This window comes from Streptomyces sp. NBC_00846, from assembly GCF_045207325.1.
Lineage (GTDB): Bacteria > Actinomycetota > Actinomycetes > Streptomycetales > Streptomycetaceae > Streptomyces.
The window spans coordinates 1,306,764-1,320,922 of the sequence record NZ_CP108846.1; the positions used below are offsets into that span (position 1 = coordinate 1,306,764).

Annotated in this window: 12 protein-coding genes and 1 pseudogene; 8 read left to right on the top strand and 5 right to left on the bottom strand. The window is 68.2% G+C overall.

Annotated features, from left to right (window positions below; all coding sequences use genetic code 11):
• The first annotated feature begins 501 nt into the window (after positions 1 to 501).
• Positions 502 to 927: a hypothetical protein gene (locus OG936_RS06050; RefSeq protein WP_406493047.1), complete on the top strand. Its 426-nt coding sequence runs from the start codon at positions 502 to 504 to the stop codon at positions 925 to 927.
• Positions 928 to 999: 72 nt separating this feature from the next.
• Here OG936_RS06050 and OG936_RS06055 read toward each other — a convergent pair whose 3' ends face one another.
• Positions 1,000 to 1,476: an ATP-binding protein gene (locus OG936_RS06055; RefSeq protein WP_406493048.1), complete on the bottom strand. Its 477-nt coding sequence runs from the start codon at positions 1,474 to 1,476 to the stop codon at positions 1,000 to 1,002.
• Positions 1,477 to 1,684: 208 nt separating this feature from the next.
• Between OG936_RS06055 and OG936_RS06060 the strand changes: the two genes are divergently transcribed.
• Entirely contained in the window at positions 1,685 to 2,530 is an 846-nt protein-coding gene (locus OG936_RS06060; protein WP_406493050.1) for a helix-turn-helix domain-containing protein, read from the top strand.
• Positions 2,527 to 2,733 (top strand): DUF397 domain-containing protein, encoded by a 207-nt coding sequence (locus OG936_RS06065; RefSeq protein WP_406493051.1) that lies wholly within the window; start codon positions 2,527 to 2,529, stop codon positions 2,731 to 2,733. Before OG936_RS06060 ends, OG936_RS06065 begins: the two co-directional genes overlap by 4 nt.
• 102 nt (positions 2,734 to 2,835) lie before the next feature.
• Here OG936_RS06065 and OG936_RS06070 read toward each other — a convergent pair whose 3' ends face one another.
• Positions 2,836 to 3,363 carry a hypothetical protein gene (locus tag OG936_RS06070; RefSeq protein WP_406493053.1) on the bottom strand — a complete coding sequence of 176 codons (528 nt, stop codon included), beginning with the start codon at positions 3,361 to 3,363 and terminating at the stop codon, positions 2,836 to 2,838.
• 35 nt (positions 3,364 to 3,398) lie between these two features.
• Between OG936_RS06070 and OG936_RS06075 the strand changes: the two are divergent.
• From OG936_RS06075 to OG936_RS06090, 4 genes and pseudogenes are all read left to right on the top strand, one after another.
• Positions 3,399 to 3,545 (top strand): annotated as a pseudogene (locus tag OG936_RS06075) (DUF397 domain-containing protein); the annotation flags it as partial.
• A gap of 80 nt (positions 3,546 to 3,625) precedes the next feature.
• Positions 3,626 to 4,111, top strand: a complete 486-nt coding sequence (locus OG936_RS06080; protein WP_406493054.1) for a hypothetical protein — start codon at positions 3,626 to 3,628, stop codon at positions 4,109 to 4,111.
• A 25-nt stretch (positions 4,112 to 4,136) separates the two neighbouring features.
• The gene (locus OG936_RS06085) at positions 4,137 to 4,553 is read left to right on the top strand and encodes a hypothetical protein (protein ID WP_406493055.1); all 417 of its coding nucleotides are present in this window, start codon (positions 4,137 to 4,139) and stop codon (positions 4,551 to 4,553) included.
• A 193-nt stretch (positions 4,554 to 4,746) separates the two neighbouring features.
• The gene (locus OG936_RS06090; RefSeq protein ID WP_406493057.1) at positions 4,747 to 6,741 is read left to right on the top strand and encodes an N-6 DNA methylase; all 1,995 of its coding nucleotides are present in this window, start codon (positions 4,747 to 4,749) and stop codon (positions 6,739 to 6,741) included.
• 172 nt (positions 6,742 to 6,913) lie between these two features.
• On the opposite strand, the gene OG936_RS06095 is transcribed toward OG936_RS06090, so the two are convergent.
• Positions 6,914 to 7,498, bottom strand: a complete 585-nt coding sequence (locus OG936_RS06095; RefSeq protein ID WP_406493058.1) for a hypothetical protein — start codon at positions 7,496 to 7,498, stop codon at positions 6,914 to 6,916.
• Between the two features lie 296 nt (positions 7,499 to 7,794).
• Here OG936_RS06095 and OG936_RS06100 point away from each other — a divergent pair, with 296 nt between their 5' ends.
• The gene (locus tag OG936_RS06100; RefSeq protein WP_406493060.1) at positions 7,795 to 8,658 is read left to right on the top strand and encodes an alpha/beta fold hydrolase; all 864 of its coding nucleotides are present in this window, start codon (positions 7,795 to 7,797) and stop codon (positions 8,656 to 8,658) included.
• 54 nt (positions 8,659 to 8,712) lie between these two features.
• On the opposite strand, the gene fxsT is transcribed toward OG936_RS06100, so the two are convergent.
• Both fxsT and fsxC read right to left on the bottom strand, forming a co-directional pair.
• Entirely contained in the window at positions 8,713 to 12,651 is a 3,939-nt protein-coding gene (gene fxsT, locus OG936_RS06105) for an FxSxx-COOH system tetratricopeptide repeat protein (RefSeq protein WP_406493061.1), read from the bottom strand.
• On the bottom strand, positions 12,635 to 13,990 hold the full coding sequence (gene fsxC / locus OG936_RS06110) for an FxsC protein (protein WP_406500324.1): 1,356 nt from the start codon (positions 13,988 to 13,990) through the stop codon (positions 12,635 to 12,637). The genes fxsT and fsxC overlap by 17 nt, the downstream gene beginning before the upstream one ends.
• Positions 13,991 to 14,159: the final 169 nt, after the last annotated feature.

A 14,159-nucleotide genomic window follows, 5' to 3' on the forward strand; every position in this document is an offset into this window, starting at 1 on the left:
AGCGCTACATCGCCGGGTACCTCGACCACCTCCCCGACGGTGCGGCCATGGACATCAAGACGCCGGCCAAGAACATCCCCCTCTACGGACAGATGGCCATCGGTTCCGCCCTCAGGGCTCTCACAGTCGCCGGGCACCTGCGGCACGCCCGCTGCCAGGCCGGCGAGAGCGGAAGCCGTTGGGTCACCCTCAGTACTGGTCCCGCGCCGCCCACGACAACGAGCGGTGGGGCGCCTTCACCGAAGCCGAGAACATCCGGGTCACCCAGGAAACTGCGGCGGCCCTGACCGCGCCCCTGCCGCCGTGGGCCCCCATGGAAGCCCCTGCCACGCAGGTCACTGCGGAAGCCCCCGTCGCACCAACCGAGCCCGCACCCCAGCGCGCACCGCCCTCTCCCGTACCCTCCGCACCGCAGCAGAGGACCCCGGAACCGGCCCCAGTGCGTGGAAGCCGAGCAACGAGGAGGGAGGCGCGCTCGCGGGCCGGTGGTGGAAGTGGGCCATGTCCGCCCCTGACGACCTCAGCCCGGTCAAGGACACAACAGGCGAGCACGCCGCCTGGAAGCAGCCGGACGACCTCTGGTTCCTGGCCGGCACCTACGGCGGTCGCGTGGTGCGGCGCTGCGCGATCTCCTCGGACCGGCCGGTCTTCTTCCCTGTGCTCAATATGCAGCACCCCAGGTCCTACTCGAGGGTCCCTCGGTCCTTGACGGTGGCAGAGGCCACGGCGTCGCTCAACAGCGTTCCGTTGCCGCTGCAGGAGTTCTCCGCACCCTTCAGGACGGGGTCGACCCAGCGCTACGCGTGGGGCATCTGGGGCGGCATCGCGTCGCTGACTCCCGGCCAGTACGTACTGGAGATCAAAGCCAGGGCCACGAACGCCTTCTGGGTCGACACGACCTACCACCTGGAGTCGAAAGCCTCCTGATCCTGACCGCTCTGTGAGTGGTCCGGCGCCGGGCGGGGAGCCGTGGCCGGGCGCTGAGCTCTGGTGACAGGGCTATCGGCGTCCGCCTCCGCCCCCGTAGCCCTCCGGGAACGTCACTTCCGCCCAGACCGTCTTGGTGTAGGCGTCGCGGACTGTACATCCCCAGCGGTTCGCGTAGGCGTCGATCAGGAGGAGACCGCGGCCCGAGCCGGCGTCGGTGGGTCCGGGAGCGGGTGGCGGCTGGGGCGGGAGGCGTTCCGGGCGGGTGTCGGTCACCTCGATGCGCAGGGCATGGGGCAGGAGGAGCAGGGTCAGCCGGAAGTCGCGACCGGATAGGTGGCCGTGCGTGATCGCGTTGGAGGCCAGCTCGGCCGTGACCAGGGCGACGGTCCGGGCCGAGTCGGAGTCGTACGGGATGTCGCACCACTCGGTGAGCTGCTGGACGGCGAGGGTGCGGGCCAGCCGGGCACCACGTGGGGTGCTGCTGAGGCGGAGACTGAACTCGGCTGCGGGCGGGTGGGGTTCGGGAGCGATTGCCTGGTGCTTCACCGTGCCATCGTGGATGGGTGCATGTGGCGCTGACCAGGTGTGATGGCCGTACGCAGTGGTGGTCGTACGGGGTGGGGCGCGGAGGGCCGGTCTTGGTTGTACGGGGCTTGTACGGGTGTTGTACGGGTCCGGGGCCGTGTCCCGGGAATGGCCCTTCCTGTTGAACCATGCCCAGCCGCAGTGGGGTGACCGGAAGGGCGTTAGGGCAATGCGGGATACGCGGAACGGCCGGGCGGCGAAGACGAAGGAGGACAGCGAACTGCCAGGGGTGTGGGTGGCGTACGGCACGCTCCTCCAGCATCTGCGCAGACGAGCCGAGTTGAACCAGCAGACGCTGGGGGAAGCCATCGGCTACTCGCTGGAGCAGGTCGCCTCGGTCGAACAGGGACGGCGACCCGCGAAAGAGGCATTCACGGTCGCCGCGGAACGGGTGCTGGCGGCGGGCGGCGTACTGGAGGTACTCCAGGCCGATGTGGACCGGGCGAAGCTTCCGCAGTTCTTCCGCAACTTCGCCCTCATCGAGGCGGAAGTGCTGAGCCGCTTCTCCTACGACCCGCTGCTGGTGCCGGGCCTATTGCAGACGGAGGCGTACGCGCGAGCCGTATTCGGCGGCCACTGCCCGCCGTTCAGCGAGGACATCATCGACCAGCACACGGAAGCACGGCTGAGCAGGCAGAAGCTGCTGACACGGGACCCGCTGGCGGAACTGTCGTTCATCATCGGGGAGGAGGCGTTGCGCGATCCGGTGGGCTGCAGCGAGGTGATGCGCGCGCAGTGGCAACACCTGCTGAACGTAGGCACGTTGCGCAATGTAGAGGTTCAGGTCATGCCTGCCGGGCAGGGGTTCCATCCTGGGAAGAACGGGCCATTCGTGACGGTCCAGACGAAGGAACTCCGACACCTCGGCTACTTCGAGTCGCAGGGTGTCGGGTGCGTCGTCGGTGATCAGGCAGAGGTCAGCTCCTTCGGGTTGCGATATGGCAAGCTGCGATCGCAGGCCCTGAACGTCGAAGCGTCTGCGCGGCTCATCGAACGGCTGGCGGGAGAGACATGAGCATGGAGCAGGTAACCGGCAACGTTGACGAACTGCGCTGGTTCAAGAGCAGCTACAGCGGATCAGACGGCGGCGACTGTGTAGAGGTGGCTGCCGGCCCCGGTGCGATGTACGTACGGGACTCGAAGATCACGGGTGGCGGACCGGTGCTGCGGGTCGGGCGGGGCGAGTGGGCGGCGTTCGTGACGCTCGCTCGCGGATAGTCCCAACAAGGTTTCCTGAACGGAACAACGGGCTCGTCCGCATCAATTGAGGTGATGCGGACGAGCCCGTAGTCATGCAGAAGGCTCAGAACGAGATCGGAATTACGCCTTCCTGGCGGCCACCACCCGAATTCGGTCGCCCATCCCCCGAACCGCACGGGACTTGCGGTACAAGGCGAGACTCTTCCGCATATTCTCGAAGTGCTCATCCCCACGGGACGTGGAAAGCACCATGTAGTCGTCGAGAAAGATCTCCCAGGAGGCACACGCTTCCTCGATGTGCCCGAACTCGAACTGCCTCTGGGCCAGAACAGCATTGGCATGCAGCCGGCCTTGGCGCTCCTGAAGCGGCATGGCTTCGATCGACTGCTTCATGGCCTTGATGGAGTCGGCCAGGTCCCGGTTCTCGTAGTGGACGTGGGATACGTGGAAGAGGTAGGCCGCCTGGTCGTACCCGCCGATCGACTCACGGCGGGATCCGCCTTCGAGAGCGCCACCTCGGTCTCCCGAAGTCTGGTCGTGGCAGCTCGCTTGTCCCCCACCCTGCGGAGAGCATGTCAAGTGCACATCCTCGGCAGCATCGGCCTTGAGGTACGGGGCCACCGTGTTGACCAGGAAGGCCGCAGCCATGGGCCGCGCGTGCCCGCGAACACGAGTCGTGCGTCGAGGTCGGGGCCATCCCCGGCGCGGCCTCCGGCTTCGCGATCCGCGATACCAAGCCCGAAGGGATCGGCCTCGAACTGAGGTTCACCGAAGCCGAGCTGAACGACTTCGCGCTCGGCTGGGCCAAGAAGCAGGGCCTGGCGCTCTAGTCTGACTCTTCCCCACCCCGCACGAGGCGGGCCGCCCTGCGAACAGGCGGGGCGGCCCGGTGCGTCTTGGAGAGGCACCAATGAGCTGGTCAGGCCACTGGCATGGGTACTCGTGGACAGGAAGCCCCGCCGCCTACGCGCGTGAGGGCAACCGTCGGCCCGCGTTCCCGGACGGCCCTTCCTCCGAGGCCAAGGAGGAGGACAGGAGCCGGTACCGCGAAGCCGCCGCGGAATTCCAGACATCCAACCTGCCGCCCTTGATGACTGGCCATTGGCTGCTCAAGCGGAACCAGAGTGCAGCCGACCGCACATGGTCCGACACTGATGTCGTACTGGCATGGCTGACAAAGCACTATCAGGAGAATCCGCCGTTCGAGCGCGAAGACGGCAAGGCCGCCTACTGCACGCTGGACAACAAGCTGGAGTACGCCGCCGATGTACTTCCTCGCGGCGTCGATGTGAGTTGGGTGCACTTCACCAAGTCTCAGAACATGGTGTCGCTCTCCGTCGCGTGCTGCCCGAACCACTTCCATCCGGAAATCTCCTGCCCACTCCCACCCTCGTGAACCTGCACTCAAAGAGACCCCGATCATGTCGTTGCGGCTCTTACTGCCCGAGGACGGCGTAACCGAGCTCCTGCTCGCATGGCCTGATGAGCCCCGCGTCTACGAGCGTGGCAAGACGACGCTCGACGAGACGTTCACCGCCGACTCCATCAAGGACCTTCTCTTCACCGGCTGCGCACCCGCGCACGAGATCGCTGTCGTCAAGGCACCGAACCCGTCCTTGAGCCGGGACGCGTTCATGACGAACGGCCGAACCGACCCTGCCAGGCTGCGGAAGCTCCACAACAACGGGCACACCATCCGCCTGGGCAACCTTCAAAGGGTTGTGCCGTACCTGGCCCACGGCTCCAAGCGCATCCAGGAGGAGACGGGTCGGAGTTTCGCTTCAACCGTTCCACCCACGCACACCTGCCCCATGACACCCCGCCCGAGCAACGACTGAAGTCGATACCGGTCACACAGCGTCATTCCCGGCACAAATGCCTGCACGCCTTCCACTCTCCACACGATTCGAACACCGAGACCTCGGGTCGATATGATGTGAACAAAGTCAATGGCCTTAGCATCCTGCAATGTACTGCGGCCACCGGGACGCCGACCCGCCCAGCCCACCATGGATCCCCGGAGACCCCTCGATGAGCACATCAAACCCCGTACCGGTCAGCCTGGCCGAGATCGCCCGGATCGCGGGTGTGGGGCGGGCCGCCGTGAGCAATTGGCGCCGCCGTCACGACTCGTTCCCCGCGCGCATCGGTGGCACGGACGTCAGTCCGCAGTTCTCGCTGTCCGAAGTCGAGCGGTGGCTGCGCGACAACGGAAAGCTGACGACCACTGGAAGCCGCGAATTCCTGTGGCCACGGTTCGAGGCGCTCGGCAGCCGGGAGGAGTCGGGGCTTGCCATCGCCGAGGCGGCGCGCCGCATGCGCGCCCCCCGGGCTCGCGGCACGGCATCGAAGCTCACCGCCGAAGCAAGAGATCTGGCAGGCGCCGCTGCCCGGCTCGGGCGGAGCGAAGGCCCGCGCGAGACGTTCGAGTTCCTGCTACGGCGATGGCTGGACACCCACGTACGACAGCTCAGCACCACACCTCCTCAGCTGGCCGCGCTGATGACCCGGATCGCGCTCGACACCCGGATCGGCAACGGTGAGGGCGGACTCACCGCCTTCGATCCGGCGTGTGGCACAGGGCACCTGGCAGCGGCGACGGTGCACGCGTACGACGGTCCGGGGCTGGTCCTGCTGGGCTGCGAGCGCGAGCCCGCTCTCGCTGCCCTCGCCTCCGCCCGTCTCGACTTCGCGACCGAGGGCCGGGACGTCCGCACGGAGATCGTCACCGCCGACGCACTGCGCGCCGACCCGTTCCCCGGCCTGCGGGCCGACATCGCCCTGTGCAACCCGCCGTTCAACGAGCGCGACTGGGGATACGAGGAACTGGCCACCGACCAGCGCTGGACACACGGCCTGCCGCCCCGGACCGAACCCGAGCTGGCCTGGGTCCAGCACCTGACAGCCCACCTCGGGCCCGGCGGCAGCGCTGTGATCGTGCTCCCTCCGGCCGTCGCTTCCCGCAAGGCCGGCCGTCGCATCCGCGGGTCCCTGCTGCGCACAGGACTGCTCAGGGCGGTGGTGGCGCTGCCACCGGGCTGCGCTCAGCCTCACAGCGTCTCGCTCCAGCTGTGGGTGCTGCGAGCCGCCCCCGAGGGGTCCCTCGCGAGTCCGGGCGCCCAGGACGCACTCCTGATCGACGCGACACGGGCCGGAAAGCCCGGTACACGTGAGCAGGGACCCGGCTGGGAGGCTCTGACCGCCTTCGTACTCTGCGCCGTTTCCCAGCTCGACAGGCCGGATCGGGAACTGCCCGAAGACACTGTACGAGTATCTCTTCTCGACCTGCTGGACGACGAGGTCGATGTCACCCCGGGCCGCTACACCGCGTCGGGCAGCGAACCGTCCGGCGTCGAACTCACCGCCTCATGGCATGAGTTGACCGAAACGCTGGGTGAGCTGACCGAACTGGCAGCGCATCTGTCGAAGCTCGGCCTGACGGACTCGGAGCCCCGGACCACGGTCACCGTGGGGGATCTCGTCAAGGCAGGGGCCCTCGCCCTGCACGCGGGCCAGCAGCCCTCGGACGCCGCATCACCCGGTGATTCCGGTACGCCGCTGCTCACCATCGCCGACCTGCTGATGGATGGCACCCCGAGCAGATTGCTGGCGCCCGGCGCCGCCCACGCCATGGCCGAAGAGGGCGACGTCGTGGTAGCCGGGGTCGTTCGCGCGTTCAGGGCATGGGTCCACGAAGGTCCGCCGATCGCCCTGGGCCCCCAGCTGTACGCCCTGCGCGTGGACCGGGAGATGCTGGACGCCCATTTCCTCGCCGGATGCCTTCGTGCACCGGCCAACGGACGCCAGGCCGGCACGCACGCCTCCAGCTCGTCCCGCGTCGACGTCAGACGGCTCCAGGTGCTCCAGCTCCCCCTGCATGAGCAGGCTGCCTACGCCGACACCTTCCGCCGCCTCACCGACTTCGAGAGACTGCTGAAACGAGTGGACGACCTGGGCAAGGGTTTGGTGAACGACGTCGGCGACCGGCTTGCCGCCGGCGGTCTCGCAACCGCACGCAACGGCTAGGGCCTCTCGTTCGGATCACGCCGGACTCGCGTGCCCCGGCCCCTGATCCGGCCTGATCCGAACGAAAGACCCCAGTCGCTCAGCTCAGATCCCTGACCGGGTAATTGATCCCCCGTCCGTTGCACGGCAGGCTGCCCATGAGAGGACGCCGGTGAGCCGGACGAGGCACGGATCACAAAGCCCGGGGCGCCGGTTCACCGTCCAAGACGATCCCCGAGCAGGGATTGACGATCGCTGGGCAAGAGTTCCACAGCCCCACCCCGGCCCTGATCAACTCCAGCACCGCGCGTTGTTCCTCGGGAGTCCACGTGGCGCACTCGCCTCCGAACAGCTTCTCGTATGCGCTGTTGTGTTCTGTTCCCTGCTGCGGTAGCTGGTGGACCGCGTCGAGGCCTCGGGCCAGATCCTCGAAAAAGTTCCAAGCGTCCAGCACCGCGCCTGGCGGGATCCTGCGGCGCACCGGATCCTCCAGCCAGTGCTGGACACGGCAGAGCTCCAGCGTGCCGGCCTCGGAAGTGGCGAGCCCCCGGCCTCGTCGGCGTACATACACCCGCGCCTGCCGAACAGTCACAAACACCGGCATGTGCCGGCGGCCGGCACCGGGCACCGCAAACACCTGATCGGGTTCGTCGCCCCGTCCGCCGATCCACACAACTACGGCACTGCGTCCGCGCCCACGCACCCGGTACGCATAGAGACTCCCGCCTCCACCGCGGCGTCCGGTCGCGAACACATCTGCCGTCTCGATCTTTGTCACGCCCTCACTCTGACAGGACCCGCAAGACCCGTCGCGGCATTTCTCCACAGGCTCAGGCGGACCGGAATCCCGGATAGGTCCGTTACCCGCCCGGCGCTTCGAGCAGAGTCACCAGCCGTCGCATCCGCGTCCAGCGCCCGACCCCTGCGGAATAACGGCCGCGCCCCCTGAAGCCCCCATCTTTTCCCAACGCGCCGTCCCTTTAGGCGCCCTGATGGGCCATCATCGAATTGAGCGGGAAAAGCCGGGCACGTGGTGCCCGCACCATACGGAGGAGGCGCGGAGTGCGTAGTCGGGTGCCCGCAACGGACGGGCGGCATCTGGTCGTGGAACATCTCGGGGATCCCCGCGGCAGACCGGTCTTCCTGCTGCACGGAATGCCCGGCAGCAGGCTCGGTCCGGCCCCGCGCGGCATGGTGCTGTACCAGCGCAAGACCCATCTGATCACCTACGACCGGCCGGGCTACGGCGAATCCGACCGGCTGCCGGGCCGCTGTGTCGCCGACGCCGTCAAGGACGTGCGGGCCATCGCGGACCACCACGGGCTGGAGCGGTTCGCCGTGGTGGGCCGCTCCGGTGGCGCCCCCCATGCTCTGGCCTGCGCCGCGCTGATGCCCGAGCGGGTCACCCGTACCGCCGCGCTGGTCGGGCTGGCCCCCTGGGGTGCCGACGGCCTCGACTGGTTCGACGGGATGGCCGCCTCCAATGTGCTGGCGTACTCCACCGCGGCGGCCGATCCGGACGGGCTCGCGGAGTCGTTCATCTCACGGTCCGCGGTGATCAGGAAGAACCCGGTCCGGCTCATCGACGATCTGCGCCGGGAGCTGACCGAATCCGACCGGATGGTGGTCAACGACGCGGGGGTCCGCACCATGCTGCTGCGCAACTACCGTGAGGGGCTGCGCACTTCGGCATGGGGATGGATCGACGACGCGATCGCGTTCAGCAATCCGTGGGGGTTCGACCCTGCCGACATCAGGAGTCCGGTGATGCTCTGGCACGGCGAGAAGGATGTGTTCTCGCCGGTGGGCCACTCGCGCTGGCTGGCCGAGCGCATCCCGAACTCCACCGTCGTGGTGGAACCGGCGGCCGCGCACTTCGACGCCCTGCACGCCTTGCCCAGGATCCTCAACTGGCTGCTGGAGCCGACTGCCGAGTGAGCAGCGGAACCGGGAGTCCGGGAGCGTCCGGCGGCGGCCGGACGCTCCCGCGGCTCATACCGCCGTCGGTTCCAGTTCGCGCTCGAACCGGCGCTCGTCCCGGGCGATCCGGGTCATCGGATGCTCCTCACCGAGCTGCCGGGTCAGCTCGGTGACCGTCTCCGCCCTGATACGCAGCGCTTCGTCCTTGCGCCCCATCGCGTCGAGCGTGACCGCCATGTTCGACATCATGGCCAGTGTCTCCGGATGGTGCGCCCCGACGACACGCCTGAGCTGTCCGGCCACCCTTCGTTCGGTCTCCAGCACGATTTCCAGCTCGCCTCGTTCGGCCGTCGCGTTGGCCAGGTTCATGACGCAGAACAGGGTGTTGGGGTGCTCCGGACCGTACACCTCCCGCATCGACGCGACCACCCGGGTCAGCACCCGCTCCGACTCCTCCACCTCGCCGGCCCCCAACTGGTAGACGCCGAGGTTGTTCAGGGCGGCCAGGGTGTACGGGTGCTTCTCCCCCGGCACCTTCATGTACTGGTCGACGACCTCCTGCGCGGCATTCCTGGCCTCGGTGGTCTCGCCCGCCGCGTACAGGTCGGCTGCCATGTTGAGGTCGCAGGCCAGCGACTCCGGGTTGGCGGCGGTGTACTTGGCCCGGTACCTGGCACGGGTGGCCACCGTGAGCCTGCGAGCGTCCTCCAGTCTGCCCGCCCGGCGCAGCGACACCGCCAGGCTCTTCGCCGCGCTCAGCGTGCCGGGGAAGGACCGGCCGAGCGTTGCCTTGTAACTGTCGTACGTGCGGCTGAGGATGCCGACCGCGTCCTCGTACCGTCCGACGTCGCGCAGGTCGCGGGCCAGGCTCATGGCCGAGGAGAGACTGTACGGGTGCTCGGCGCCGAGTACCTCGACCCGCTTGTCGAAGACGTCCTGGTCGATCTCCCTGGCCCTGGCGAACTGCCCGATGGACCGCAGGGTGAACGCCAGGTTGTTGGCTGCCGCCAGGGTCCTCGGGTGCGAATCGTGGAAGATCTGGTTGAACCCGTCGGTCGCCTCCGTCGCCAGCTCGATCGCCCTGGTGTACTCACCGAGCGTGCCGAGGTCCGTCGCCAGGCTGCTGGTGCTCATGTACGTGTGCGGATGCTCCGGGCCCAGGACCTCCTGCTGCATCGCCAGGGTGATCTCGTCGAGTTCCCGCGCCTCCATATAACGGCCGCGCGAACGGTAGATGTTGGCGACGTGGAAGCAGAGGTAGAGGTACTGGATGTCCCGCTCCCCCAGTGTCTCCTTCCAGAGGGCGCGCAGCTCCTCGCCGAGCGTGGCGGCGGTCCTGAAGTCACCTCGCTTCCAGAGATAGCGGAGCCGGTCGATCAGCAGTCTGCGGGCCTCGGGCTCCTTGCAGTTGCGGGCGTCGGACGGGCCGAGGTGCGGCCAGATGGTGGCGAACTGCGGCCAGCTCGCGGGGTTGTCGATCGGCTCGTTCTCGTCGTCGGGCCGGGCGCCCGCCAGGATGCGGTGGACGGCGTGCCGCGCGTCCTGCTGCTCCTCCTCGCTGAGCTGTGCCCGGATGACGGCCTGGACGAGCCGGTGCACCTGGATGGAGTTGGAGACCTGGTCGACCTTGGCGAGGGCGAACCGGCCGATCTCCCGGATGACCCGGCCGAGCACCAGCTTCTCCTGGAGCGAGGCGTCGTACGGCTTCAGCGCGTCGATCATCTCCTTGCTGTAGAGGAGATTCCCCGAGATCGGCTCGGGCGCGAAGAAGGCACAGAGCTGGAGCAGCCGCACCGCGGCGGGCGAGCGCTCCTTCAGCCGCTCGATGGAGATGTTCCAGGTCGCGGCGACCGGCTCCGGGTAGCCGGCCGGCTGGTTGAGGGCCAGTACCTCGGGGGCCTGCTGTGCCAGCTGTTCCAGATAGGTGTCGATCGGGGTGGCGGTCTCCGCGATCCAGGCCGCCGCCTGTTCGACGGCGAGCGGCAGGTCACCGACCGCGGTCGCCACCTGGGCGGCTTCCTCCTCGCTCAGCCCCGGGGCCCGGCGCTGCAGGTGTTCGATGGACTCCTCGCGCAGGAAGACGTCGACGGGCAGCGCGTCGCCGTGCTGGGACCAGGCCTGGTTGCGGGAGGTGACCAGGATGTGTCCGGAGCCGCCCTGCGGGAAGTAGCGCCGCAGCCGCTCGGGGTCGTCGGCGTTGTCGAAGACCAGCAGCCAGCGGTCCGAGGGCACACCGCGTCGCAGCAGGTCCACGGCCTCCTGGGACGCGGCCGCCATGTCGTCGCCGCCCTGGGCGCCCAGCCGGACCGCGAGTTCGGCCAGCGCGGCCACCACGTCGTCGGTCTGCTCGGACGATATCCACCAGACCAGGTCGTAGTCGGCCATGAAGCGGTGCACGTACTCCAGCGCGACCTGGGTCTTGCCGACGCCACCGAGTCCGTACAGGGTCTGCGGCTGCGGCAGCACGACGGCCATGCCGCCACCGAGTTGGTCGCGCATCCGCTCCAGGACCAGGGAACGGCCGGTGAAGCCGGGGTTGCGCGGCGGCGCGTTCCAGATCCTGGGGACGGTGCCGGGGAAGCGCGGTCCGGGCGACACGGCGTCGGTGAGCTGTACGGGCCGGTCCAGGGCGCGCAGCAGCGCCGCGGTGGCGTGCACCTCGTCGAGCCGAAAAAGGTCGACGGGGTTGCGGTCGATGTAGGGAGCGGACAGCCGTACATCACCGACCCTGAGCGGCAGCAGATGGCGCCGGCCGCCACCGGGGTCCTCCGCCACGGCCCGGTCCCAGAGGTTCACCGCGCGCTGCGACTTGAGGTAGGCGCTGGAAAGCAGCGCCACGGTGCGGGTCGCGCTCTCGGTGGGGGTATCCGCCGGTTCCTCGGTCTCCCGCTCCGCGGACACGTCGCGCGGTACGACACGGAACCCGGCCCGGGTGAGCACGGATTCGATCCAGTCGGCCCACATCCGGTTCTCGGCCACGTAGTTGAGGAAGAGATCGGCGGGCAGCGCGGGCCTGCGCCGGGTGAACGCGTCACGGATGCGCAGCCGTACCTCTTCGCCGACCGGGGGCATCGAGGTGATCTCCTGGTCGGTGATGACGGAGGTCAGCCGCTCGAAGGCGGAGAGCAGCGAGTTGGTGAGACCGGCCTCGTCGCCGAAGGTGGCGAGGGTCTCCTCGTACGCGTAGTAGGGGCGGTACGGAATCTCCACCGCGCCCCAGTACGCGGTGAGTTCGTCGCCGGACAGGTCGCGCGGCAGCCGGTCGAACTTCAGCCGGGCCAGTGCCCGTCCGGCATCGGCCTTCTCCTTCTCGCCCTCGTCGATGCGCATCGGGACGGGGAAGATGGAGATCGGGCGGCCGGTGTAGCGCTCGGAGATCTGCCGGGCGACGGAGGCGGCGCCGTCGATCGACTGGTCGCTGAGGGTGAAGCAGTCGACGAGGACGTCGGGCAGGTGGACGGTGCAGATGTCGGCGATGTCGCTGAGGCCGGTCCGGCTGTCGATCAGGACGTAGTCGTAGTTGGCCCTCATGTCCTCGCGCAGGGCGTCGAAGAAATGACCGCCGCCGAGCCGGTCGTAGAAGTTGTCCCAGTCGAAGGTGGAGACGGTCGCGGAGTATTCGCGGTTCTGCCGGCCGGCGGAGACGAAGTCGAGGGTCCCGCCGTGCGGGAACTCCCAGCCGAGCGCCTCGGGTGTGAGCGACACGGCGTGCGGCTGGATGCGGGCGTAGTCGCGGTGCCAGTCGTCGGCGCGCTGCACGGGGCTGGTCGCGGCCCACGCGTACTCGGTGATCAGATCGATGACGCCGGTGGTGGCACCGAGGGTCGAGGGGTCCAGGAACGGGTGGAAGAACCGGTGGAGCCCCGGTGCCTCCAGGTCCCAGTCGACGGCCAGTACCCGTTTTCCGTTGGCCGCGAGTATCCAGGCGGTGTTGGCCAGGGCCATGGTGCGCCCGGTGCCGCCTTTGTACGAGTAGAAGGTGACGATGCGCCCGTCACGACTGGCCGTCATCCGTGTCCTCCGCATCCGTCGCAGGGTCGTGTGTCTCGGGGATGTCGTTCGTCTGCGCCATCGGCCCCATCAGACGTGTCCGTTCGGTGTGTACGGCGCCGGCGGCGGGCGGGTAGACCGCCGCATGTCTCAGGTACTGCTGGGCTGCCACTTCGACCACCTGCGGCAGGATCCGCCCGAAGGCGTCCATTGTGGGTACGCCCCTGGCGGCGACGCGGCAGTAGGCCCGCCCCTGACGCATCTTGGCCGGCATGGTCTGTTCGAGTTTCTCGGTCAACTCGGCTTCGGAAGCCCTGCTTTCGGGGTCCTCGCGGTTCCATGGCACGACCATCGTCACCCAGGGGCGGTTCTCGGCGTCGAAGGCGGCAAGCCGCCTGCGCCGCTCCTCGTCCTGGAGGGCCCAGCGGTCGACGAGCAGGATCTCCGGTCTGCTGGGGGGATGTTTGCCCTCCGGGTGCCCGGACTCCTCGTCGAAGGAGGAGACGGTGACCTGGTAGTTGAGGGAGCGCACCAGGTCCTGGGCGACGTAGGCCAGGGGGCGGGCGGCGGCCGGATGGTAGGGGTTCCAGTCCTGCGGGCTGTCGCCGTAGTACTCGGCGTTGCGACCCTCGGGCAGGTCGTGCCGCGTGGGGGCGGCGATGGTCACCTGCATGGGGCGGGGCCCGCCCACTCCGCTGTCCGGCGGGCCGAAGGCACTGGGGGCCAGCCGGTAGTCGACGGGGCGGCCGGTGCCGAGTCTTATGGTGTCGGCGACCGTGACGATGCGCTTGGCGAGTTCGTACACCGCGCGCTCGTACTCCTCCTCGAAGAGCTTGAGTTTGATCAGCCCGTAGAGCCCGTCACTGACGTAACGGTCGCCGAAATCACGGTGGTTGAACTGTAATCGCTCGGCCGGTCCCGGAAGCTGGGTCGGTGGTACGGGCACCCAGAGCGCCGGGACGATCGCCTCGGCGCTCTGATTGGAGCGGGCCCGGTGGTGGATGGCGCGCTGGGCGAAGGCGTACCACTCCTTGCCGCACATCTCACTGGCGAAGTAACGCGGCGAGAACAGCGGAACGAACACCCGGCAGGTGGCGAGCGCCTCACCGAGCCGTTCCGACCAGCCCTCGCCGGAGCGTATCTCGCGGTCGATGAACCCCGCGGGCGCGCCCGCGGGGAGATCGGTCAGGGCCATCACATGGCCGCAGAGATCCTGGAAGAGCCGCTCGACCCACATGTCGGGGTCCGTTCCACCGCCGTACCCCGGTGTATGCGCGTAGCTCAAGAAGAAGTACGGCCGATGGTCCGCCGCTCGCTGCTGCGTTGTTGCGTGCACACGACCCCCGTCCTGTGTGAGCACCCGCACCCGAGGAGTGATAGTGAATGCGAGCGAATTCATCATTCCGGAGCGGACGTTGCTCCACCCCCATGGCGTTCGGTCATTCAACGCCTTTTTTCAGTCATACATTCCCAGGTTCCATCGATCGATCCTTGATCGAATCGGGTCTGCGTCTGTTCCTCCCAGTTGT